At 59.8% G+C, this 20,056-nt stretch carries 24 protein-coding genes and 1 tRNA gene; 20 read left to right on the forward strand and 5 right to left on the reverse strand.

Annotation, left to right across the window (positions count from 1 at the left end; translation table 11 throughout):
- Positions 1-51 precede the first annotated feature (51 nt).
- From BMZ46_RS00630 to BMZ46_RS00645, 4 genes are all read right to left on the reverse strand, one after another.
- Positions 52-798 (reverse strand): hypothetical protein, encoded by a 747-nt coding sequence (locus BMZ46_RS00630; RefSeq protein WP_074691021.1) that lies wholly within the window; start codon positions 796-798, stop codon positions 52-54.
- A 119-nt stretch (positions 799-917) separates the two neighbouring features.
- Positions 918-1,289, reverse strand: coding sequence for a hypothetical protein (locus BMZ46_RS00635; RefSeq protein WP_074691022.1), 372 nt, complete (start codon positions 1,287-1,289; stop codon positions 918-920).
- A 155-nt stretch (positions 1,290-1,444) separates the two neighbouring features.
- Positions 1,445-1,774, reverse strand: coding sequence for a hypothetical protein (locus BMZ46_RS00640; protein WP_074691023.1), 330 nt, complete (start codon positions 1,772-1,774; stop codon positions 1,445-1,447).
- Positions 1,775-1,867: 93 nt separating this feature from the next.
- Positions 1,868-1,952 (reverse strand) — tRNA-Leu (locus BMZ46_RS00645).
- Positions 1,953-2,060: 108 nt separating this feature from the next.
- On the opposite strand from BMZ46_RS00645, the gene queA reads away from it, so the two are divergent.
- The 6 genes from queA (at position 2,061) to BMZ46_RS00675 (ending at position 8,145) form a co-directional block, all read left to right on the forward strand.
- Complete coding sequence (gene queA / locus BMZ46_RS00650) at positions 2,061-3,110, forward strand: tRNA preQ1(34) S-adenosylmethionine ribosyltransferase-isomerase QueA (protein WP_074691024.1); 1,050 nt, start codon at positions 2,061-2,063, stop codon at positions 3,108-3,110.
- Between the two features lie 14 nt (positions 3,111-3,124).
- Positions 3,125-4,240, forward strand: coding sequence for a tRNA guanosine(34) transglycosylase Tgt (gene tgt / locus BMZ46_RS00655; RefSeq protein WP_161794909.1), 1,116 nt, complete (start codon positions 3,125-3,127; stop codon positions 4,238-4,240).
- Between the two features lie 43 nt (positions 4,241-4,283).
- Positions 4,284-4,619 carry a preprotein translocase subunit YajC gene (gene yajC / locus BMZ46_RS00660; protein ID WP_007956696.1) on the forward strand — a complete coding sequence of 112 codons (336 nt, stop codon included), beginning with the start codon at positions 4,284-4,286 and terminating at the stop codon, positions 4,617-4,619.
- A gap of 64 nt (positions 4,620-4,683) precedes the next feature.
- On the forward strand, positions 4,684-6,552 hold the full coding sequence (gene secD / locus BMZ46_RS00665) for a protein translocase subunit SecD (RefSeq protein WP_039765691.1): 1,869 nt from the start codon (positions 4,684-4,686) through the stop codon (positions 6,550-6,552).
- Positions 6,553-6,561: 9 nt separating this feature from the next.
- Positions 6,562-7,476 (forward strand): protein translocase subunit SecF, encoded by a 915-nt coding sequence (secF, locus tag BMZ46_RS00670; protein WP_039765696.1) that lies wholly within the window; start codon positions 6,562-6,564, stop codon positions 7,474-7,476.
- A 120-nt stretch (positions 7,477-7,596) separates the two neighbouring features.
- The gene (locus BMZ46_RS00675) at positions 7,597-8,145 is read left to right on the forward strand and encodes a glycine zipper 2TM domain-containing protein (RefSeq protein WP_007956693.1); all 549 of its coding nucleotides are present in this window, start codon (positions 7,597-7,599) and stop codon (positions 8,143-8,145) included.
- Positions 8,146-8,245: 100 nt separating this feature from the next.
- Here the strand turns inward: BMZ46_RS00675 and suhB are convergent, their stop codons facing one another.
- On the reverse strand, positions 8,246-9,064 hold the full coding sequence (suhB, locus tag BMZ46_RS00680; RefSeq protein WP_007941397.1) for a type III secretion system regulator SuhB: 819 nt from the start codon (positions 9,062-9,064) through the stop codon (positions 8,246-8,248).
- Positions 9,065-9,209: 145 nt separating this feature from the next.
- On the opposite strand from suhB, the gene trmJ reads away from it, so the two are divergent.
- From trmJ to BMZ46_RS00750, 14 genes are all read left to right on the forward strand, one after another.
- Positions 9,210-9,980 carry a tRNA (cytosine(32)/uridine(32)-2'-O)-methyltransferase TrmJ gene (gene trmJ, locus BMZ46_RS00685; protein ID WP_007956692.1) on the forward strand — a complete coding sequence of 257 codons (771 nt, stop codon included), beginning with the start codon at positions 9,210-9,212 and terminating at the stop codon, positions 9,978-9,980.
- A 2-nt stretch (positions 9,981-9,982) separates the two neighbouring features.
- Entirely contained in the window at positions 9,983-10,759 is a 777-nt protein-coding gene (gene cysE, locus BMZ46_RS00690) for a serine O-acetyltransferase (RefSeq protein WP_007956691.1), read from the forward strand.
- A 168-nt stretch (positions 10,760-10,927) separates the two neighbouring features.
- A complete protein-coding gene (iscR, locus tag BMZ46_RS00695) occupies positions 10,928-11,419 on the forward strand; it encodes a Fe-S cluster assembly transcriptional regulator IscR (protein ID WP_007956690.1) in 492 nt (163 codons plus the stop codon).
- Positions 11,420-11,469: 50 nt separating this feature from the next.
- The gene (locus BMZ46_RS00700) at positions 11,470-12,684 is read left to right on the forward strand and encodes an IscS subfamily cysteine desulfurase (protein WP_007956689.1); all 1,215 of its coding nucleotides are present in this window, start codon (positions 11,470-11,472) and stop codon (positions 12,682-12,684) included.
- 101 nt (positions 12,685-12,785) lie between these two features.
- Positions 12,786-13,172 carry a Fe-S cluster assembly scaffold IscU gene (gene iscU, locus BMZ46_RS00705; RefSeq protein WP_003227907.1) on the forward strand — a complete coding sequence of 129 codons (387 nt, stop codon included), beginning with the start codon at positions 12,786-12,788 and terminating at the stop codon, positions 13,170-13,172.
- Between the two features lie 34 nt (positions 13,173-13,206).
- The gene (gene iscA / locus BMZ46_RS00710; RefSeq protein WP_003227904.1) at positions 13,207-13,530 is read left to right on the forward strand and encodes an iron-sulfur cluster assembly protein IscA; all 324 of its coding nucleotides are present in this window, start codon (positions 13,207-13,209) and stop codon (positions 13,528-13,530) included.
- Between the two features lie 8 nt (positions 13,531-13,538).
- Entirely contained in the window at positions 13,539-14,060 is a 522-nt protein-coding gene (gene hscB / locus BMZ46_RS00715; RefSeq protein WP_039765708.1) for a co-chaperone HscB, read from the forward strand.
- A 51-nt stretch (positions 14,061-14,111) separates the two neighbouring features.
- Positions 14,112-15,977 (forward strand): Fe-S protein assembly chaperone HscA, encoded by a 1,866-nt coding sequence (hscA, locus tag BMZ46_RS00720; RefSeq protein WP_074691025.1) that lies wholly within the window; start codon positions 14,112-14,114, stop codon positions 15,975-15,977.
- On the forward strand, positions 15,977-16,318 hold the full coding sequence (gene fdx, locus BMZ46_RS00725) for an ISC system 2Fe-2S type ferredoxin (RefSeq protein WP_007956685.1): 342 nt from the start codon (positions 15,977-15,979) through the stop codon (positions 16,316-16,318). Before hscA ends, fdx begins: the two co-directional genes overlap by 1 nt.
- 14 nt (positions 16,319-16,332) lie before the next feature.
- Positions 16,333-16,533 (forward strand): Fe-S cluster assembly protein IscX, encoded by a 201-nt coding sequence (gene iscX, locus BMZ46_RS00730; RefSeq protein WP_027619659.1) that lies wholly within the window; start codon positions 16,333-16,335, stop codon positions 16,531-16,533.
- Positions 16,534-16,621: 88 nt separating this feature from the next.
- A complete protein-coding gene (ndk, locus tag BMZ46_RS00735) occupies positions 16,622-17,047 on the forward strand; it encodes a nucleoside-diphosphate kinase (RefSeq protein WP_039765715.1) in 426 nt (141 codons plus the stop codon).
- A gap of 28 nt (positions 17,048-17,075) precedes the next feature.
- A complete protein-coding gene (gene rlmN / locus BMZ46_RS00740; RefSeq protein WP_007964428.1) occupies positions 17,076-18,224 on the forward strand; it encodes a dual-specificity RNA methyltransferase RlmN in 1,149 nt (382 codons plus the stop codon).
- A 12-nt stretch (positions 18,225-18,236) separates the two neighbouring features.
- The gene (gene pilW, locus BMZ46_RS00745; RefSeq protein ID WP_007956682.1) at positions 18,237-18,995 is read left to right on the forward strand and encodes a type IV pilus biogenesis/stability protein PilW; all 759 of its coding nucleotides are present in this window, start codon (positions 18,237-18,239) and stop codon (positions 18,993-18,995) included.
- On the forward strand, positions 18,995-20,053 hold the full coding sequence (locus tag BMZ46_RS00750) for a RodZ domain-containing protein (RefSeq protein WP_074691026.1): 1,059 nt from the start codon (positions 18,995-18,997) through the stop codon (positions 20,051-20,053). Before pilW ends, BMZ46_RS00750 begins: the two co-directional genes overlap by 1 nt.
- Positions 20,054-20,056: the final 3 nt, after the last annotated feature.

Raw genomic sequence — 20,056 nt, forward strand, 5'->3', positions numbered from 1 at the left:
CACAGGCCGGCGATGATAGCGCAGCCGGCGCCTCGAACCCTTAAATCAGGCTTAAGAGCCTGTTTTTTCCAGCTTCAGCGCCAACAGGCGCCATTCGGCAGGTGTCGCGTCGACGCTTGGCTGTTCCTGTACGGAACAGTCGAAGCGGTACGTCACATCGTCGCCATTCATGTTCCGCGCGGTGACGGTGTTGCTGAAGGAGTAAACCTGATCCTTGAAGCGCTGCGGCGTGAGGCTTTTGCTGTCAGCAAACCGGGCAGAGGCGGGGAAGCGCAAGGTGCTGGTCACGAACGGGCTGCACATGACATACGCGAGCATCGACTTGTCGCCCTGGGCGTCGGCGCGCAGTTTTTTGCTCAGCGCCGTCAGGGCCTTGCGCCCCTCATCATCACTCTGGTCGATCACGGATTGCACCGACATCGACTTCGGCGCGCGACTGGCATAGTTCGGCAACAACGCGGAATCCGCTGGAGAGGGCTTGTTGTCCGGCTCGATAGCGGCAAACACCGGCGCATCTTTCTGCGCAGCAGGGCTTGCAACCGCCTCGGCCTCCGGCAGCAACGAGGTCGGCTCGGCTTCCTGCTGTGCCACGACGTTTTCAGTCTGCGCGGCGTCGTAGCGATGCGCCGACGGGAACAGTGAAAAAGTGATCGCCAGCACCACCATCGAAACAATGAAACCGCCCGCGACACCGACCAGGTTGGCGTAAAACAGATTCCAGCTGCCGCGGTTTTTCACCACCCAGCGCCACATGAAACCCCAGGCCGCGACAAATGCCAGAAAACGCAGAAACTCCATTCGATCCTTTCCTTTTAACCTTTCGCAAAACCCGGAACACGACGGGGGCGTCAAGATACCAAACCTGGTGCATCGCGCCATCAACGCGTCGATCGTTACTCCATGGCATGGATATTCAGTCAAGCGCCTGGATAGATAAGTCGGGTGGTCAGTAGCAGGGCAATAGCTCCCGCCGCGGTCCCATAGACAGCCCCGATCAGATGACGGAGCAGACTGGACTCAGGTCGCTTGAGCTGTGCGGCCCACATCCACATGCCGACCAGTGCTCCCGCGCCGCTCATCACAATCAGCAGGCTGCGCGCCGGAATCGGTGGCATCGCCATATTCGCGCCAGCGAAGATCCACTGGTACAGGATCACAAACACCCAGCCTACGATCCAGCCGCTGATGAAGCCGGCGCAGTTCGCTACCAGCAAATTCCAGCGGCCCCTTTCGCCCACGACCCAGATCCAGGTCACAACGTGGACAAACATGAAAAGCCAAGCGTCCATTGCGATCTTTTTCCTGAAAGACATTTCACTTGAGAGGACGTCAGTGCCTCTATTTTCAATAAGGTCGCAAGATAGCAAAATAGTATCATGGCGCCACTATCTTCATCCTCCCCAACTGAAGTGCCAGATGCCACTGCCGGCATTTCTGTAAGGCCTTACAGTACGTCTTTCAAATAGCCCTTGAGTGCAAGGAGCGGTGCGTCCAACTGCTCCATCGAACGTGCCTGGTTGAAATCGGCGGACAGTTTGTGCAACTCCCGCCCCAACGGCTTTTCCAAACCGCCCAGGGCATCCATCGCCAGCGCCAGGCACTCATTCATCTTGAACTGGATCGTCTCGACATCACCCCGGCGCACCAGCAGTTCGAACACGTCTTTCTGATAGTCGCCCATGACCATGTCATCGCGCAGAATCGGGCTCAGGTCTTCTTCCTCATACGCGAGTTTGAGGGAGAACAGGGCGACGGTTTCCAGTGACGTTTCCATGGGGTGAACCTGTGTGAGATCTCGCCGGAGGGCCAGCGGCACTTTCCGACAGACGAAAAAAAAGGCCTTGCTAAGCAAGACCTTTTCTAATTTTGGTGCCCCGAGGGAGACTCGAACTCCCACTCCTTTCGAAAACGGATTTTGAATCCGCCGCGTCTACCAATTCCGCCATCAGGGCTCAATGGCGGCGAAGTATAGAGAGGTGCCTACCGTTGGTCAATCACGTTTCATGGTCAATTTTCGATATTTCCGCTAGACTTTCCGGCCCTGCTAGACGAACCCCATCATGCGCGTTGCTGACTTTACCTTCGAGCTTCCTGATTCGCTGATTGCCCGCCATCCTTTGGCCGAGCGTCGCGGTAGTCGCCTGTTGACCCTGGATGGGGTCAGCGGCGCCCTGGCACACCGTCAATTCACTGATCTGCTGGAGCATTTGCGCCCCGGCGATCTGATGGTGTTCAACAATACCCGGGTGATTCCGGCGCGCCTGTTCGGGCAGAAGGCCTCCGGCGGCAAGCTGGAAATCCTCATCGAACGCGTGCTCGATTCCCACCGCGTGCTGGCCCATGTGCGTTCCAGCAAGTCGCCGAAGCCGGGTTCGAAGATCCTGATCGACGGCGGTGGTGAAGCCGAGATGCTGGCGCGTCACGATGCGCTGTTCGAGCTGGGGTTTGCCGAAGAAGTGCTGCCGCTGCTTGATCGCGTCGGGCACATGCCGTTGCCTCCTTATATAGACCGCCCGGATGAAGGTTCGGATCGCGAGCGCTATCAGACCGTGTATGCCGAGAAGCTCGGCGCGGTGGCGGCGCCGACTGCCGGGCTGCATTTCGATCAGACGCTGATGGAGGCGATCGCCGCCAAGGGCGTCGAGACTGCGTTCGTCACGCTGCACGTTGGCGCCGGCACCTTCCAGCCGGTGCGTGTCGAGAAGATCGAAGATCACCACATGCACACCGAGTGGCTGGAAGTCGGTCAGGACGTGGTCGATGCAGTCGCCGCTTGCCGTGAGCGCGGCGGTCGAGTCATCGCTGTCGGCACCACCAGCGTGCGTTCGCTGGAAAGCGCCGCCCGCGATGGCGTACTTAAACCGTTCAGCGGCGACACCGACATCTTTATCTTCCCGGGCCGGCCGTTCCATGTGGTCGATGCGCTGGTCACCAATTTCCATTTGCCTGAATCCACGCTGTTGATGCTGGTTTCGGCCTTCGCCGGTTATCCGGAAACCATGGCTGCCTACAAAGCCGCGGTCGATAACGGATACCGCTTTTTCAGCTACGGTGATGCGATGTTCATCACCCGTAATCCCGCGCCGCGCGGCCCAGAGGAAACAGTATGAGTCGCACCTGTCGTATGTCTTTCGAGTTGCTTGCCACCGATGGCAAGGCTCGTCGTGGTCGTCTGACCTTCCCTCGTGGCACCGTCGAGACCCCGGCCTTCATGCCGGTGGGCACTTACGGCACGGTCAAGGGCATGTTGCCGCGTGACATCGTCGCCACCGGCGCGGAGATCATTCTGGGCAACACCTTCCACCTGTGGCTGCGCCCGGGTACCGAAGTGATCAAGGAACACGGCGACCTGCACGATTTCATGCAGTGGAAAGGCCCGATCCTGACCGACTCCGGCGGTTTCCAGGTGTTCAGCCTCGGCGCCATGCGCAAGATCAAGGAGGAGGGCGTGACCTTCGCCTCCCCGGTCGACGGCTCGAAAGTGTTCATGGGCCCGGAAGAGTCGATGCAGGTCCAGCGCGACCTGGGCTCGGACATCGTGATGATCTTCGACGAATGCACCCCGTACCCGGCTGACGAAGACGTGGCCCGTGTGTCCATGGAGCTGTCGCTGCGCTGGGCTCAGCGTTCGAAGAATGCCCATGGCGACAACACGGCGGCGCTGTTCGGCATCGTCCAGGGCGGCATGCACCAGGACCTTCGCATGCGCTCGCTGGAAGGCCTGGACAAGATTGGCTTCGATGGCCTGGCCATCGGCGGTCTGTCGGTGGGCGAACCCAAGCATGAAATGATCAAGGTGCTGGACTACCTGCCGGGCATGATGCCGGCTGACAAACCTCGTTACCTTATGGGCGTTGGCAAACCGGAAGATCTGGTTGAGGGTGTGCGCCGCGGTGTGGACATGTTCGATTGCGTGATGCCAACCCGTAATGCCCGCAATGGGCATCTGTTCATTGATACAGGCGTGCTGAAGATCCGTAACGCGTTCCATCGCCATGATGATTCGCCGCTGGATCCGACCTGCGATTGCTATACCTGCCAGAACTTCTCCCGCGCTTATCTGCATCATCTGGACAAGTGCGGCGAAATGCTCGGCAGTATGCTCAATACCATCCACAATTTGCGCCATTATCAGGTGCTGATGGCTGGTTTGCGCGAGGCTATTCAACAGGGTACATTGGCCGCCTTTGTCGATGCCTTCTACGCCAAACGCGGGCTTCCCGTTCCGCCTTTGGACTGAGTTTTCTGACCCCAAGATTCAACATTTGCAACTGGAGTGCTAAATGAGCTTTTTTATCTCTAATGCCATGGCTGACGCGGCTGCACCGGCTGCAGCGCCTATGGGCGGCGGCTTCGAGTGGATTTTCCTGGTGGGCTTTCTGGTCATCTTCTACCTGATGATCTGGCGTCCACAGGCCAAGCGCGCCAAAGAGCAGAAGAACCTGCTGAGCAGCCTGCAGAAGGGCGACGAAGTGGTCACCACCGGCGGCATCGCCGGCAAGATCACCAAAGTGGCCGATGACTTCGTGGTTCTGGAAGTTTCCGACACCGTGGAAATGAAGTTCCAGAAGGGCGCCATCGCCGCCACGCTGCCAAAAGGCACGCTGAAAGCGATCTAAGGTTCCAACTTCTACTCAATCGACGGGGCGCGCAAGGCGCCCCGCGTTCATAACGGGCGGCGTGATGCTGAACAAATATCCTCTGTGGAAATACATTCTGATCCTGGCGGTGCTGGCGATCGGTCTGATTTATTCCGCTCCGAATCTATACCCCGATGACCCGGCCATTCAGATCAGCGGCGCCAGCACGGCCCTGCAGGTCAACCAGGCCGATCTGGATCGCGTAAGCACCGCGCTCAAGGAATCCGGGATCAACGTCAAGGCTTCGAGCCTGGCTGCGAACGGCAAGGGCGGTCTGATCCGTCTGACCAAGGCTGAAGACCAACTGCCGGCCAAAGACGTTGTCCGCAAGGCATTGGGTGATGACTACGTCGTCGCGCTGAACCTGGCACAAACCACCCCGCAATGGCTGCGCAGCGTGGCCGCGCACCCGATGAAACTGGGTCTGGACTTGTCCGGTGGTGTGCACTTCCTGCTGGAAGTGGACATGGACAAAGCGCTCGACGCCCGCCTGAAAGTCTACGAAGGCGACGTCAAGAGCCTGTTGCGCAAAGAGAAACTGCGTTATCGCAGCCTGCCGCAACTCAATGGCGCCATTCAGCTGGGCTTCAGCGATGCTGACTCCCGCGAACAGGCCCGTGCGCTGATCCGCAAGAATTTCAACGATTTCGACATTGTTCCGGCCGACCTCAACGGTCAACCGGTGCTGCGTCTGGCGATGACCCCGGCCAAGCTGGCGGAAATCCGTGAATACTCCATCAAGCAGAACTTGACCACGGTACGTAACCGCGTCAATGAGCTGGGTGTTGCCGAGCCAATCGTCCAGCGTCAGGGTGCCAACCGTATCGTGGTTGAGCTGCCGGGCGTGCAGGACACTGCCGAAGCCAAGCGTATCCTCGGCAAGACGGCCAACCTCGAGTTCCGTCTGGCAGCAGAGCCGGGCGCTTCGAAAGCCACTTCCGAGACCTTTGAGTTCCGTGAGGGCAACCGTCCTCCGGCGCAGATCGAGCGTGGTCTGATCATCACCGGTGACCAGGTGACTGACGCCAAGGCCGGTTTCGGCGAGCACGGCACCCCTGAAGTGAACATCCGTCTGGATGGTCACGGTGGCGAGCTGATGAGCCGCGCGACCCGCAGCAACGTCGGTCGCAGCATGGCGGTGATCTTCATCGAGCAGCGTCCGGTCACCACTTACACCAAACAAGTGGTCGACGGCGTCGAGAAAGACGTCGCGGTGCAGACCTTCAAGGAAGAGAAGAAGATCATCAGCCTGGCGACCATTCAGTCGCCGCTGGGTGCGCAGTTCCGTATCACCGGCCTGAACGGCCAGGGCGAGTCGTCCGAGCTGGCGCTGCTGCTGCGTGCCGGTGGTCTGGCTGCTCCGATGTACTTCGCTGAAGAGCGCACCATCGGCCCGAGCCTCGGTGCGGACAACATCACCAAGGGTATCGATGCATCGCTGTGGGGCATGCTGTTCGTCTCGCTGTTCATCATCGCCATCTACCGTTTCTTCGGCCTGATCGCCACCGTCGCACTGGCGGTGAACATGGTGCTGCTGCTGGCGCTGATGTCGCTGCTGGGCGCCACGCTGACCCTGCCGGGTATCGCCGGTATCGTGTTGACCATGGGTATGGCGGTCGACGCCAACGTACTGATCTTCTCGCGGATTCGTGAAGAGATCGCCGCCGGCATGACCGTGCAGCGTGCAATCAACGAAGGCTTCGGTCGGGCATTCACTGCGATTCTCGACGCCAACCTGACCACCTTGCTGGTCGGCGGTATTCTCTTCGCCATGGGCACCGGCCCGGTGAAGGGCTTCGCAGTCACCATGTCCCTCGGGGTTCTGACTTCGATGTTCACGGCCATCATGGTCACCCGCGCGATGGTCAATCTGATCTTCGGCGGTCGTGACTTCAAGAAGTTGTGGATTTAAGGGGCTGCCATGTTACGTACAATCAACTTCATGGGCGTCCGCAACTTTGCGTTCGGCGTCACCGTATTCCTGACCTTGCTGGCAATCTTCAGTGTGTTCCACAAGGGCATGAACTGGGGTCTGGACTTCACCGGCGGTACGCTCATCGAGCTGACCTACGAGCGTCCGGCCGATGTCACCAAGGTGCGCGAGCAACTGGTTTCTTCCGGTTATCACGAAGCCGTGGTGCAGAACTTCGGCGCGACCACCGATCTGCTGGTGCGCATGCCGGGTGAAGACCCGCAGCTGGGCCATCAGGTGGCGGATGCGCTGCAGAAAGTCGGTGGCGACAACCCGGCGACCGTCAAGCGCGTCGAGTTCGTCGGCCCGCAGGTCGGTGAAGAGTTGCGCGACCAGGGTGGCCTCGGCATGCTGCTGGCGCTCGGTGGCATCCTGATCTACCTGGCTTTCCGCTTTCAGTGGAAGTTTGCGGTCGGCGCCATCGTGTCGCTGATCCACGACGTGATCGTGACCGTGGGTATCCTGTCGTTCTTCCAGATCACCTTCGACCTGACGGTGCTGGCGGCGGTACTGGCGATCATCGGTTACTCGCTCAACGACACCATCGTCGTGTTCGACCGGGTGCGTGAGAACTTCCGCGTACTGCGCAAGGCTACGTTGATCGAGAACATCAACATCTCGACCACCCAGACCCTGCTGCGGACCATCGCGACCTCGGTTTCGACCTTGCTGGCGATCGCGGCACTGCTGTTCTTCGGCGGTGACAATCTGTACGGCTTCTCCCTGGCGCTGCTGGTGGGTGTTCTGGCGGGTACCTACTCGTCGATCTACATCGCCAACGTGGTGCTGATCTGGCTGAACCTGTCGACGGAAGACCTGATTCCGCCGGTCAACACCGAGAAGGAAGTCGACGACCGTCCATAACGGCCATCGTTTTCCCGGCGGTCAGTCAAAAAAGACGCGAGTTGAACTCGCGTCTTTTTTTTTGCTCCAAGGCTGGGAGAAGCGCGGGCGCGTCCCGCATGTGATGGTCAGGAGGTTCATGTGAACAAGTCGTTGCTGGTTGGTGCGGTATTGGGTGCTGTCGGTGTGACTGCCGGGGGCGCTGTTGCCACCTACAGCCTGGTTAAAAGCGGCCCTGAGTATGCGCAAGTGCTGGCCGTAGAACCGGTCAAAACACAGATCAAGACTCCACGTGAAGTGTGCAAGGATGTGACAGTGACCCGGCAGGCGCCGGTGAAAGATCAACACCAGATTGCCGGCACCGTGGTCGGTGCGCTGGCAGGTGGTCTGCTGGGTAATCAGATCGGCGGCGGCACGGGCAAGAAGATTGCCACGGTGGCCGGTGCGGTCGGTGGTGGTTACGCCGGCAACAAGGTTCAGGAGGGTATGCAGGAGCGTGATACCTACACCACGACTCAGACTCGCTGTAACACGGTGAATGACATCAGCGACAAGGTTGTGGGCTACGACGTCCGGTATTCGCTGGATGGGAAGGAAGGCAAGGTGCGGATGGATCGTGATCCGGGCAACCAGATCCCGGTCGACAAGGAAGGCAAGCTGATCCTGTCGCAGAACGAGCCAGGCCAGTGATTGGTTGACGGCTTATAAGAAAAGCACCCTTCGGGGTGCTTTTTCATGCCCATAAAAAAAACACCCCGAAGGGTGTTTTTTTTTTGGTTTCGCGAAACGCTTAGCGCTTCAGCGAGGCCGGCAGGTGCGGCTGGATCGCCGTCAGAACTGCCTTGAAGCATTTGGTGTTGCCGGCAACGACGTGGCCTTTTTCAAGGAAGTCGTGACCGCCGGTGAAGTCGCTCACCAGGCCGCCTGCTTCCTGAATCAGCAGGGCGCCAGCGGCCATGTCCCACTCGGACAGACCCGACTCCCAGAACGCGTCGAAACGGCCGGCGGCTACGTAAGCCAGGTCCAGGCTTGCCGAACCGGCGCGGCGGATGCCGGCAGTCTGGCCAACCAGGGCGCGGAACATGCCCAGGTAGTTGTCGAGGTTGTCCATCTGGTCGTCACGGAACGGGAAACCGGTGCCGAGCAGGGCGCCGTCCAGGCTGGTGCGACCGCTGACACGCAGGCGACGACCGTTCAGTTGAGCGCCGCGACCACGGCTGGCGGTGAATTCTTCCTGGCGAACCGGATCCAGAACGACGGCGTGTTCCAGGCGACCACGGTATTTGCAGGCAATGCTGACAGCGAAGTGAGGAATGCCGCGCAGGAAGTTGGTGGTGCCGTCCAGCGGATCGATGATCCACAGGTATTCTTCGCCTTCGATGCCGGTGCCGGCGTGCAGGCCGGTCTCTTCACCCATGATCGAGTGATTCGGGTAAGCCTTGCGCAGGGCGTCGATGATTTTCTGTTCGGCGGCGCGATCGACCTCGGATACGTAATCCTTGGCGTCTTTTTCGTCGACCTTGATGGTATCCAGGCGCTCGATGGAGCGGAAGATCAGTTCACTGGCGCTGCGGGCGGCGCGCAGCGCGATATTCAGCATGGGCTGCATGGATGTGTCACCTAAGGTTGTTAAAGAAAGCCGCGCATTCTATCAGAACTTTTCTTCAGGTGAAGGTCGCTGTTCGCTTTCATAGCTTAACGGTAGGCTGTTCTGTAAGATTTGCACCCCTTTGCCGAGTCCGAGAGCGCCCGCCGTGCTGCAAAATATTCGTGTCGTCCTGGTCAACACCAGCCATCCGGGAAACATCGGCGGGACCGCGCGCGCCATGAAAAACATGGGCCTGTCGCGTCTGGTGCTGGTTGATCCGCGCGTCTTTCCGCATCACGAAGCCGATGCCCGTGCTTCCGGTGCCGGTGACATCCTTGAAAACGCGCAAGTCGTCGCCACCTTGGAAGACGCCCTGGTCGGTTGCAACCTGGTGCTCGGCACCAGCGCCCGTGACCGGCGCATTCCCTGGCCATTGCTGGATCCGCGCGAGTGCGGGACCAAAGTGGTCGAGGAGGCCGGGCAGGGCGCGGAAATCGCGCTGGTGTTCGGTCGTGAAGATTCCGGCCTGACCAATGACGAGCTACAGCGATGTCACTATCACGTGCACATTCCCTCCGATCCTGAGTTCAGCTCGCTGAACCTTGGGGCGGCGGTGCAGGTGTTGAGTTATGAGGTGCGCATGGCGTGGTTGGCCGCGCAAGGTCAGCCGACCAAGATCGAGAAGGAAGAAGTGGCCTCCGTGAAAAGCGCAGAGCTTGCGACCATGGATGAGCTGGAGCGGTTCTATGAACACCTGGAGCAGACTCTGGTGGCCATCGAATTCCTCGATCCGGAAAAACCACGGCACTTGATGGCGCGCCTGCGCCGGTTGTATGGACGCAGCTCGGTCAGCCGGGCGGAAATGAATATTTTGCGTGGCATCCTCACGGAAACCCAGAAAGCGGCCCGTGGCGAGCTCCTTAAGCGGAAGGATTAATGATGTTCGAGCGTTTGCGTGAAGATATCCAGAGCGTATTCCACCGAGACCCGGCGGCGCGTAACGCTTTTGAAGTCCTGACCTGCTACCCCGGCATGCATGCGATCTGGATTCATCGACTGGCCGGCATGCTCTGGCGCAACGATCTGAAATGGCTGGCGCGACTGGTGTCGAACTTCGGTCGCTGGCTTACGGGGATCGAGATCCATCCGGGTGCCAAGGTCGGTCGACGCTTCTTCATCGACCACGGCATGGGCATCGTGATCGGAGAAACCGCTGAAATCGGCGATGACGTGACGATCTATCAGGGCGTGACTCTGGGTGGCACCAGCTGGAATAAGGGCAAGCGCCACCCGACCCTCGGCGATGGCGTGGTGGTGGGGGCGGGCGCGAAGGTGCTCGGTCCGTTCACTGTGGGCGCCGGCGCCAAGGTCGGTTCCAATGCCGTGGTCACCAAGGAAGTGCCTCCGGGCGCCACCGTGGTGGGGATTCCGGGGCGTATCATCGTCAAGTCCGATGATGAGGCCGACGCCAAGCGCAAGGCGATGGCCGAGAAGATCGGCTTCGATGCCTATGGCGTCAGCGAAGACATGCCCGACCCGGTGGCGCGCGCCATCGGCCAGTTGCTCGATCACCTGCAAGCGGTGGACGGACGTCTGGAGGGAATGTGCGGCGCGCTGAAGGATCTGGGCAGCAATTACTGTGCGAAAGATCTGCCCGAGCTGCGTGAGGAAGACTTCGCCTGCGTCAAGGGCAAGGACGAATCCAAGCTCCACTGACGCACTTGCAGGGCTGCTGCCGACCGGTGTGCCATTAGGCCGCAGACCCTGCTATCATTCGCGCGCTCTTTTGCGGGTAAACCCGACTAAAGCACTAGGTCTTATAGTTGACTTAAATGCTCGGGAATTGCATACTCCCGCCCATTCCGAACTCCGTGGTAATTGTCCATGCGACTGACTACAAAAGGCCGATACGCCGTGACCGCCATGCTTGACCTGGCGTTGCACGCGCAACACGGGCCGGTGTCCCTGGCCGATATCTCCGAGCGCCAAGGCATCTCCCTGTCCTATCTCGAACAGCTTTTCGCCAAGCTGCGCCGCAGTAACCTGGTTTCCAGCGTTCGCGGTCCGGGCGGTGGCTACCAGTTGTCCCGCGACATGCAGGGCATCCAGGTGGCTCAGGTGATCGATGCGGTGAACGAATCGGTCGATGCAACAAAATGCCAGGGCCAGGGCGACTGCCACTCCGGTGACACCTGCCTGACCCATCACCTGTGGTGCGACCTGAGCCTGCAGATTCACGAATTTCTCAGCGGTATCAGCTTGGCCGACCTCGTAACTCGCCGTGAGGTGCAGGAAGTGGCCCAGCGTCAGGATCAGCGTCGTTGCAATGGCAAGGCGCCGCGCCTGGACAAGATTGAAGCGTCCGCCGTCGAATGACAGCCAGAGAGCTAGCGGCACGCCAGCCAGCCTGATTTAGGAGATAGTCCATGAAATTGCCGATTTACCTCGATTACTCTGCGACCACCCCGGTCGATCCGCGCGTTGCGCAAAAAATGAGTGAATGCCTGCTGGTCGACGGAAACTTCGGTAACCCGGCGTCCCGTTCCCACGTGTTCGGCTGGAAAGCCGAAGAGTCCGTCGAAAACGCCCGTCGTCAGGTGGCCGATCTGGTCAACGCCGACCCGCGTGAAATCGTCTGGACCTCCGGTGCCACCGAGTCCGACAACCTGGCAATCAAGGGTGCGGCACATTTCTACGCCTCCAAGGGCAAGCATCTGATCACCTCCAAGATCGAGCACAAGGCTGTCCTCGACACCATGCGCCAACTGGAGCGTGAAGGTTTCGAAGTCACCTACCTCGATCCGACCGAAGATGGCCTGATCACCCCGGCCATGATCGAAGCCGCGCTGCGCGAAGACACCATCCTGGTGTCGGTAATGCACGTGAACAACGAAATCGGCACCGTCAACGACATCGCCGCCATCGGCGAGCTGCTTCGTTCCAAAGGCATCCTGTTCCACGTCGACGCCGCTCAGTCCACCGGCAAGGTCGAAATCGACCTGCAGAAACTGAAAGTCGACATGATGTCGTTCTCCGCCCACAAGACCTACGGCCCTAAAGGCATCGGCGCGCTGTACGTCAGCCGCAAGCCGCGTGTGCGCATCGAAGCGACCATGCACGGCGGCGGTCACGAGCGTGGCATGCGTTCCGGCACCCTGGCGACTCACCAGATCGTCGGCATGGGCGAAGCGTTCCGTGTGGCCAAGGAAGACATGGCTGCCGAAAACGTCCGTATCAAGGCGTTAAGCGACCGCTTCTACAAGCAGGTCGAGCACCTGGAAGAGCTGTACGTCAACGGCAGCCTGACCGCCCGCGTTCCGCACAACCTGAACCTGAGCTTCAACTACGTTGAAGGCGAGTCGCTGATCATGGCGCTCAAGGATCTGGCGGTTTCGTCCGGTTCGGCCTGCACCTCGGCGTCGCTTGAGCCTTCGTACGTGCTGCGCGCCCTGGGCCGCAACGACGAACTGGCACACAGCTCGATCCGTTTCACCTTCGGCCGCTTCACCACCGAAGAAGAAATCGACTACGCCGCGCAGAAAGTCTGCGAGGCCGTTACCAAGCTGCGCGCTCTGTCGCCGCTGTGGGACATGTACAAAGACGGCGTCGATATCTCGAAGATCGAGTGGGCGGCACACTAAATATTGAAGCCGCCGGATACAGATCCTGTAGCGACGCGGCGGTTCACGCAGCGCAGTTGCAGGGTCTCAAGAGCGGCCCTGATGAGTGAGGATTGAGAATCATGGCTTACAGCGAAAAGGTCATCGACCACTACGAAAACCCGCGCAACGTCGGCAAGATGAACGCGGAAGATCCTGATGTCGGCACCGGCATGGTCGGCGCTCCGGCGTGCGGCGACGTGATGCGTCTGCAAATCAAGGTCAACGATCAGGGCGTTATTGAAGACGCCAAGTTCAAGACCTACGGCTGCGGTTCGGCTATCGCCTCCAGCTCCCTCGCTACCGAGTGGATGAAGGGCAAGACCCTGGACGAAGCTGAAACCATCAAGAACACTCAGCTGGCCGAAGAACTGGCCCTGCCGCCAGTGAAAATCCACTGCTCGGTTCTCGCTGAAGACGCCATCAAGGCCGCCGTTCGCGATTACAAGCAGAAGAAAGGCTTGATCTGACTTTCAAGATTTGGCGACGAGTAAGGAGTCAACGATGGCTATCAGCATGACAGAAGCGGCTGCTCGACACGTGCGGCGCTCCCTCGATGGGCGCGGCAAGGGTGAAGGGATTCGTCTGGGTGTTCGCACCACGGGCTGTTCCGGCCTTGCCTACGTGCTGGAGTTTGTCGACGAGGTGGTTGCAGAAGATCAGGTGTTCGAGAGTCACGGCGAGAAAGTGATCATCGATCCCAAGAGCCTGGCCTACCTCGACGGCACCGAGCTCGATTTCGTCAAGGAAGGGTTGAACGAGGGCTTCAAGTTCAACAACCCCAACGTACGCGGTGAATGTGGCTGCGGCGAAAGCTTCAACATCTGAGGCTTGTCGTGGGTATTCCTTGTCATTTCGCTTTATTCGAGTTGCAGCCGGGCTTCCGTCTGGATCTTGAGCAGTTGGCCACGCGCTATCGCGAGCTGGCGCGCGCCGTTCATCCTGACCGCTTTGCCGATGCTTCCGAGCGCGAGCAGCGGTCGGCGCTCGAGCAGTCTGCGCGGCTCAACGATGCCTACCAGACGCTCAAGAGTCCGGCCCAGCGTGCACGCTACCTGCTGACCATCAGCGGGCATGAAGTGCCGATGGAAGTCACTGTCCACGATCCCGAGTTTCTTCTGCAGCAGATGCAATGGCGCGAAGAGCTCGAAGATCTGCAGGACAGTGCCGACCTGGACGGTGTCGCGGCTTTCAAGCGTCGCCTGAAAACCGCCCAGGAAGAGCTCAACGAAAGCTTCGCAGCCTGTTGGGATGATGCAGCGCAGCGCGAACAGGCCGAACGCCTGATGCGGCGCATGCAGTTCCTCGACAAGCTCACCTACGAAGTGCGCCAGTTAGAAGAGCGCCTCGACGATTAACCCAGTGCCGCTCCGGTCGCACGCCTGATATACAGATAAGTCCTGATCACGATGGCCCTACTGCAGATCGCCGAACCCGGCCAAAGTCCTCAACCGCACCAGCGTCGTCTGGCTGTGGGAATCGACTTGGGTACTACCAATTCGCTGGTCGCTGCGTTGCGCAGTGGTCTTTCCGAGCCGCTGGCCGACGCCGAAGGGCGGGTCATCCTGCCTTCCGCCGTGCGTTATCACGCCGATCGCGTCGAAGTCGGCGAGTCAGCCAAGCTGGCCGCATCCTCCGATCCCCTGAATACCGTGCTGTCGGTCAAGCGCCTGATGGGTCGTGGTCTGTCCGACGTCAAGCAATTGGGCGATCAACTGCCGTACCGCTTTGTCGGCGGCGAATCGCACATGCCGTTCATCGACACCGTGCAGGGCCCTAAAAGCCCGGTCGAAGTCTCCGCCGATATCTTGAAAGTATTGCGTCAGCGCGCTGAGGCCACCCTTGGCGGTGAGTTGGTGGGCGCGGTGATCACCGTTCCGGCGTATTTCGACGATGCTCAGCGCCAGGCTACGAAGGACGCGGCGAAACTTGCCGGTCTGAACGTGTTGCGTCTGCTCAACGAGCCGACCGCTGCGGCGGTGGCATACGGTCTGGATCAGCATGCCGAAGGCCTGGTCGCCATTTACGATCTGGGTGGCGGTACCTTCGATATTTCGATTCTGCGCCTGACTGGCGGCGTCTTCGAAGTCCTGGCCACTGGCGGCGATAGCGCGCTGGGCGGCGATGACTTCGATCATGCGATTGCCGGCTGGATCATCGAGAGCGCCGGTTTGTCCGCCGACCTCGATCCGGGCGCACAGCGCAGCCTGCTGCAAACCGCCTGCGCAGCCAAAGAAGCCCTGACGGATGCCGACAGTGTTGAAGTTGCCTACGGCGACTGGAAAGCACAGCTGACCCGCGAAGCCTTCGACGCGCTGATCGAGCCAATGGTCGCCCGCAGCCTGAAAGCCTGCCGCCGCGCCGTCCGTGATTCCGGCGTCGAGCTGGAAGACGTGCACGCCGTGGTCATGGTCGGTGGCTCGACCCGCGTTCCACGTGTTCGCGAAGCTGTCGCCGAAGCCTTCGGTCGTCAGCCACTGACCGAAATCGACCCGGATCAAGTGGTGGCCATTGGTGCCGCAATCCAGGCCGATACACTGGCCGGCAACAAGCGCGATGGCGGCGAACTGCTGCTGCTCGACGTGATCCCGCTGTCCCTTGGGCTGGAAACCATGGGCGGCCTGATGGAGAAGGTGATTCCGCGCAACACCACCATCCCCGTCGCTCGCGCCCAGGACTTCACCACTTATAAAGACGGCCAGTCGGCCATGGCGATCCACGTACTGCAGGGCGAGCGTGAGTTGATCTCCGATTGCCGTTCCTTGGCTCGCTTCGAATTGCGCGGCATCCCGGCGATGGTGGCCGGTGCGGCGAAGATTCGCGTGACCTTCCAGGTCGATGCCGACGGCCTGCTCAGCGTCTCTGCCCGTGAACTGGGTTCGGGCGTTGAAGCGAGCATCCAGGTCAAGCCGTCCTATGGCCTGACCGACGGCGAAATCGCCAAGATGCTGAAAGATTCGTTCCAGCACGCCAATGACGACAAAGTCGCCCGCGTTCTTCGCGAGCAGCAGGTCGATGCCCAACGCCTGATCGAAGCGGTGCAGGGCGCTCTTGAGGCGGATGGCGAGCGCTTGCTCGACGCCGAAGAGCGCATGGTCATCGAGTTGCAAGTGCAGGAACTGACCGAACTGATGAAAGGTACCGATGGTTACGCCATCGAGCAGCAGACCAAGCGTCTGTCGCAAGTGACCGATGCTTTTGCAGCCCGTCGTATGGATCAGACGGTGAAAGCCGCTCTGTCCGGGCGCAATCTGAATGAAATCGAGGATATCTGATGCCGCAGGTCATTTTTCTGCCCCACGAGAAGTTCTGCCCTGAAGGCATGGTCGTTGACGCTGCGCCTGGCACGTCGATCCTCGAACTGGCTCACGAGCACCACATCGAGATGGAAAGCGCCTGCGGTGGCGTCTGCGCCTGCACCACTTGTCACTGCATCATCCGCGAGGGTTTCGACTCGCTGGAAGAAGCCGACGAGTTGGAGGAAGATTTCCTTGATCGTGCCTGGGGTCTGGAAGCCCAGTCGCGCCTGGCTTGTCAGGCTATCGTCGGTGAAGAAGACATCACCGTCGAAATTCCGAAATATTCGCTTAACCATGCGGCCGAAGCGCCGCACTGACTGGTAAGACTGTCATGAGCTACGGTTGGAATGATGTTCAACGTATTGCAGAAGAGCTGGCTGAGGCCAAGCCGGATGTCGATCCGCTTTCTGTCAATTTCGTCGACCTGCAGCGATGGATCATGGAACTTCCCGACTTTGATAACACCTCTGGCCGTGTTGGCGAGAAAGTGTTGGAAGCGGTTCAGGCTCTCTGGATCGAAGAAGTAGACTGATCGTCCTCGCAGGTTAGGCAATACCCAAGAACCCGCGTATAATTCGCGGGTTTAATTTTTCGCAAATTACCGTTTCTGGAGTTACACCATGGCTGTTCAACGTACTTTCTCCATCATCAAGCCTGACGCCGTTGCTAAAAACGTGATCGGCAAGATCACCACTCGCTTCGAAGACGCTGGCCTGCGCGTTGTAGCTTCGAAACTGAAGCAACTGTCCAAAGCCGAAGCCGAAGGCTTCTACGCTGAGCACAGCGCTCGTGGTTTCTTCGGCGACCTAGTTGCCTTCATGACTTCGGGTCCAGTTGTCGTTCAGGTTCTGGAAGGCGAAAACGCCATCGCTCGCAACCGTGAGCTGATGGGCGCTACCAACCCTAAAGAAGCTGCTCCAGGCACCATCCGTGCTGACTTCGCTGAATCGATCGACGCCAACGCCGTTCACGGTTCGGACTCCGAAGCCGCTGCTGCTCGCGAAATCGCTTACTTCTTCGCAGCTACTGAAGTAACCACTCGCTAAGCATTGGCTTAAGAGTGAAGGTGAATCCATGACGACATCGACTGTTAAAACCAACCTGCTGGGTCTGACCCAGCCGGAAATGGAAAAATTCTTCGACTCAATCGGGGAGAAGCGTTTCCGTGCCGGTCAGGTAATGAAATGGATTCACCACTTTGGCGTCGATGATTTCGACGCCATGACGAACGTCAGCAAGGCCTTGCGCGAAAAGCTCAAGGCTGTTGCTGAGGTCCGTGGTCCCGAAGTGGTCAGCGAGGACATTTCCAGCGACGGCACCCGTAAGTGGGTGGTGCGCGTGGCGTCCGGCAGCTGTGTCGAGACCGTTTACATTCCCCAGGGCAAGCGCGGCACTCTGTGCGTTTCGTCCCAGGCAGGCTGTGCCCTGGACTGCAGTTTCTGCTCCACCGGCAAGCAAGGCTTCAACAGCAACCTCACCGCCGCCGAAGTCATCGGTCAGGTGTGGATTGCCAACAAATCCTTCGGCAGTGTTCCGGCTACCATCGACCGCGCCATCACCAACGTGGTGATGATGGGCATGGGCGAACCGCTGCTGAACTTCGATAACGTCGTGGCCGCCATGCATCTGATGATGGATGACCTGGGCTACGGGATCTCCAAGCGCCGCGTGACCCTGTCCACGTCGGGTGTGGTGCCGATGATCGATGAGCTGGCCAAGCACATCGACGTATCCCTGGCGTTGTCCCTGCACGCACCGAATGACGCATTGCGTAACCAATTGGTGCCGATCAACAAGAAATATCCGCTTAAGATGCTGCTCGAGTCGTGCCAGCGCTACATGTCCGCCCTTGGCGAGAAACGTGTGCTGACCATCGAGTACACCTTGCTCAAGGACGTCAACGACAAGCTTGAGCACGCCGTGGAAATGATCGAGCTGCTCAAAGATATTCCATGCAAGATCAACCTGATTCCGTTCAACCCGTTCCCGCATTCCGGGTATGAGCGGCCGAGCAACAACGCCATCCGCCGGTTCCAGGATCAGCTTCACCAGGCCGGTTTCAACGTCACCGTGCGCACCACCCGTGGTGAAGACATCGACGCGGCTTGTGGTCAATTGGTAGGGCAGGTGCTGGATCGCACCCGTCGCAGCGAACGTTACATCGCCGTGCGTGAGTTGAGCGCCGACAGCGATCTGGCACAGAACGCCGCGAACACTAACTAAGAGAGGATCTCTATGTCCCTGCGCTTTGCGCTGCTGTTGCTGTTGGCCAGCCTGTGTGCTGGTTGTGTCCTGTCGGGCGATTACAACCCGATGAAGACCAGCAAGGGCCGTGACGAAGCGCGGGCTGCCTACGTGCAGCTGGGGCTGGGATACTTGCAGCAGGGCATGACCGAACGGGCCAAGGTTCCACTGAAGAAAGCCCTGGAGCTGGACGGTTCGGATCCCGACGCCAATGCCGCGCTGGGGCTGGTGTTTCAGGCCGAGATGGAACCTGCGCTTGCTGACGAACACTTTCGCAAAGCCTTGTCCTCCCGTCCCGCCGATGCGCGCATCCTCAACAACTACGGCAGTTTTCTCTACGAAGAACAGCGTTACAAGGAAGCCTACGAGCGTTTTGAACAGGCGGCCGCCGATACCCTGTATCCTGAGCGTTCGCGGGTGTTCGAGAACCTCGGCATGACGGCGGCGAAGCTCGGACAGCGTGATCTGGCGCAGCAGCAGCTGGAAAAAGCACTGCGTTTGAACCGTCAGCAGCCACGGGCATTGCTGGAAATGGCTGAGTTGTCATTCGAAGACAGGCATTATGTGCCCGCGCGTGACTATTACGACCGTTTCAGCCAGCTCTCCGAGCAAAATGCACGTAGTCTGTTGCTCGCCGTTCGGTTGGCAAAAGTATTTGAAGATCGCGACAAGGCCGCCAGTGCGGGCCTGCAATTAAAACGACTCTATCCCGGTACGCCGGAATATCAGCAATACCTGTCGGAGCAATGATGAAAGCGGCGCATCCCGAAGTTGTAGCAGCGAATCGCGTTAACCCCGGTGAGACCCTGCGCCAGGCCCGCGAAAGCAATGGCTGGTCGCTGGCCGAAGTGGCCCTCAAGCTCAACCTCACCGTGACTTCCCTGAGCAATCTTGAAGCCGGCGCATTCGACAAGTTGCCCGGGCATACCTTCGCTCGCGGCTACATTCGCGCGTACGCCAAATTGCTCGGCATGGATCAGACCGTTCTGGTCCAGCAATTCGACCAGTCCACCGGCACTGACTCCCAAGGCAGCAACGTCCACGCTCTGGGTCGTATTGAAGAGCCGGTACGGGTTTCCCATACCATTTTGCGTATCGTCAGCCTGTTGCTGCTGATTGCGGTCATCGGCGGCGGTTTCGTCTGGTGGCAGGATCAGACCTCGTTGCGTACCAAGGACCTGATCGGCCTGGCACCGGAGCACGTCGAAGTCGAAGGCGCCGACGGCACCACCCAGATTCATCCGCTGGACGAGCCGGAAGACCAGGCCGTCGCGGAAGGCGAAGCCGAGGGCTCGACCGCTCTGGCACTGCCTCAATCGGAATCCACGGCTGAATCGACCGGCGCCGAGACCGAGGCCGCAGCTCCTGCGACCGCACCGGTTGCTCCGGCACCTGCTGCGCCAGCCGCGACTCCGGCTGCACCGGCTCATACGCCAGCGCCTGTGGTTGCTGCTCCTGCAAATCCGGCACCTGCCGCTCCGGCCACGCCTGCACCGACCGTTGCTGCCCCGGCAGCTCCGGCCGTCGCGGCACCCGCGCCGACAGCGCCCGTAGCTCCGGTTGCAGGTCAAGGCCAGGTTCAGGTGCAGTTCATCGCCGATTGCTGGACTCAAGTGACCGATGGCAGCGGCAAAGTGCTGTACAGCGGCCTCAAGCGTAAGGGCGACAGCCTGTCTGTCGTCGGCAAGCCTCCGTTTGCCGTGCGTCTGGGCGTTGCCCGTGGCGCGCAGGTCAGCTACAACGGCCAGCCGGTCGATGTCGCTCCGTTCACCAGTGGCGAGACCGCTCGCCTGAAGTTGGGTCAATAAGTC

The organism is Pseudomonas sp. NFIX49 (assembly GCF_900115915.1).
Lineage (GTDB): Bacteria > Pseudomonadota > Gammaproteobacteria > Pseudomonadales > Pseudomonadaceae > Aquipseudomonas > Aquipseudomonas pharyngis.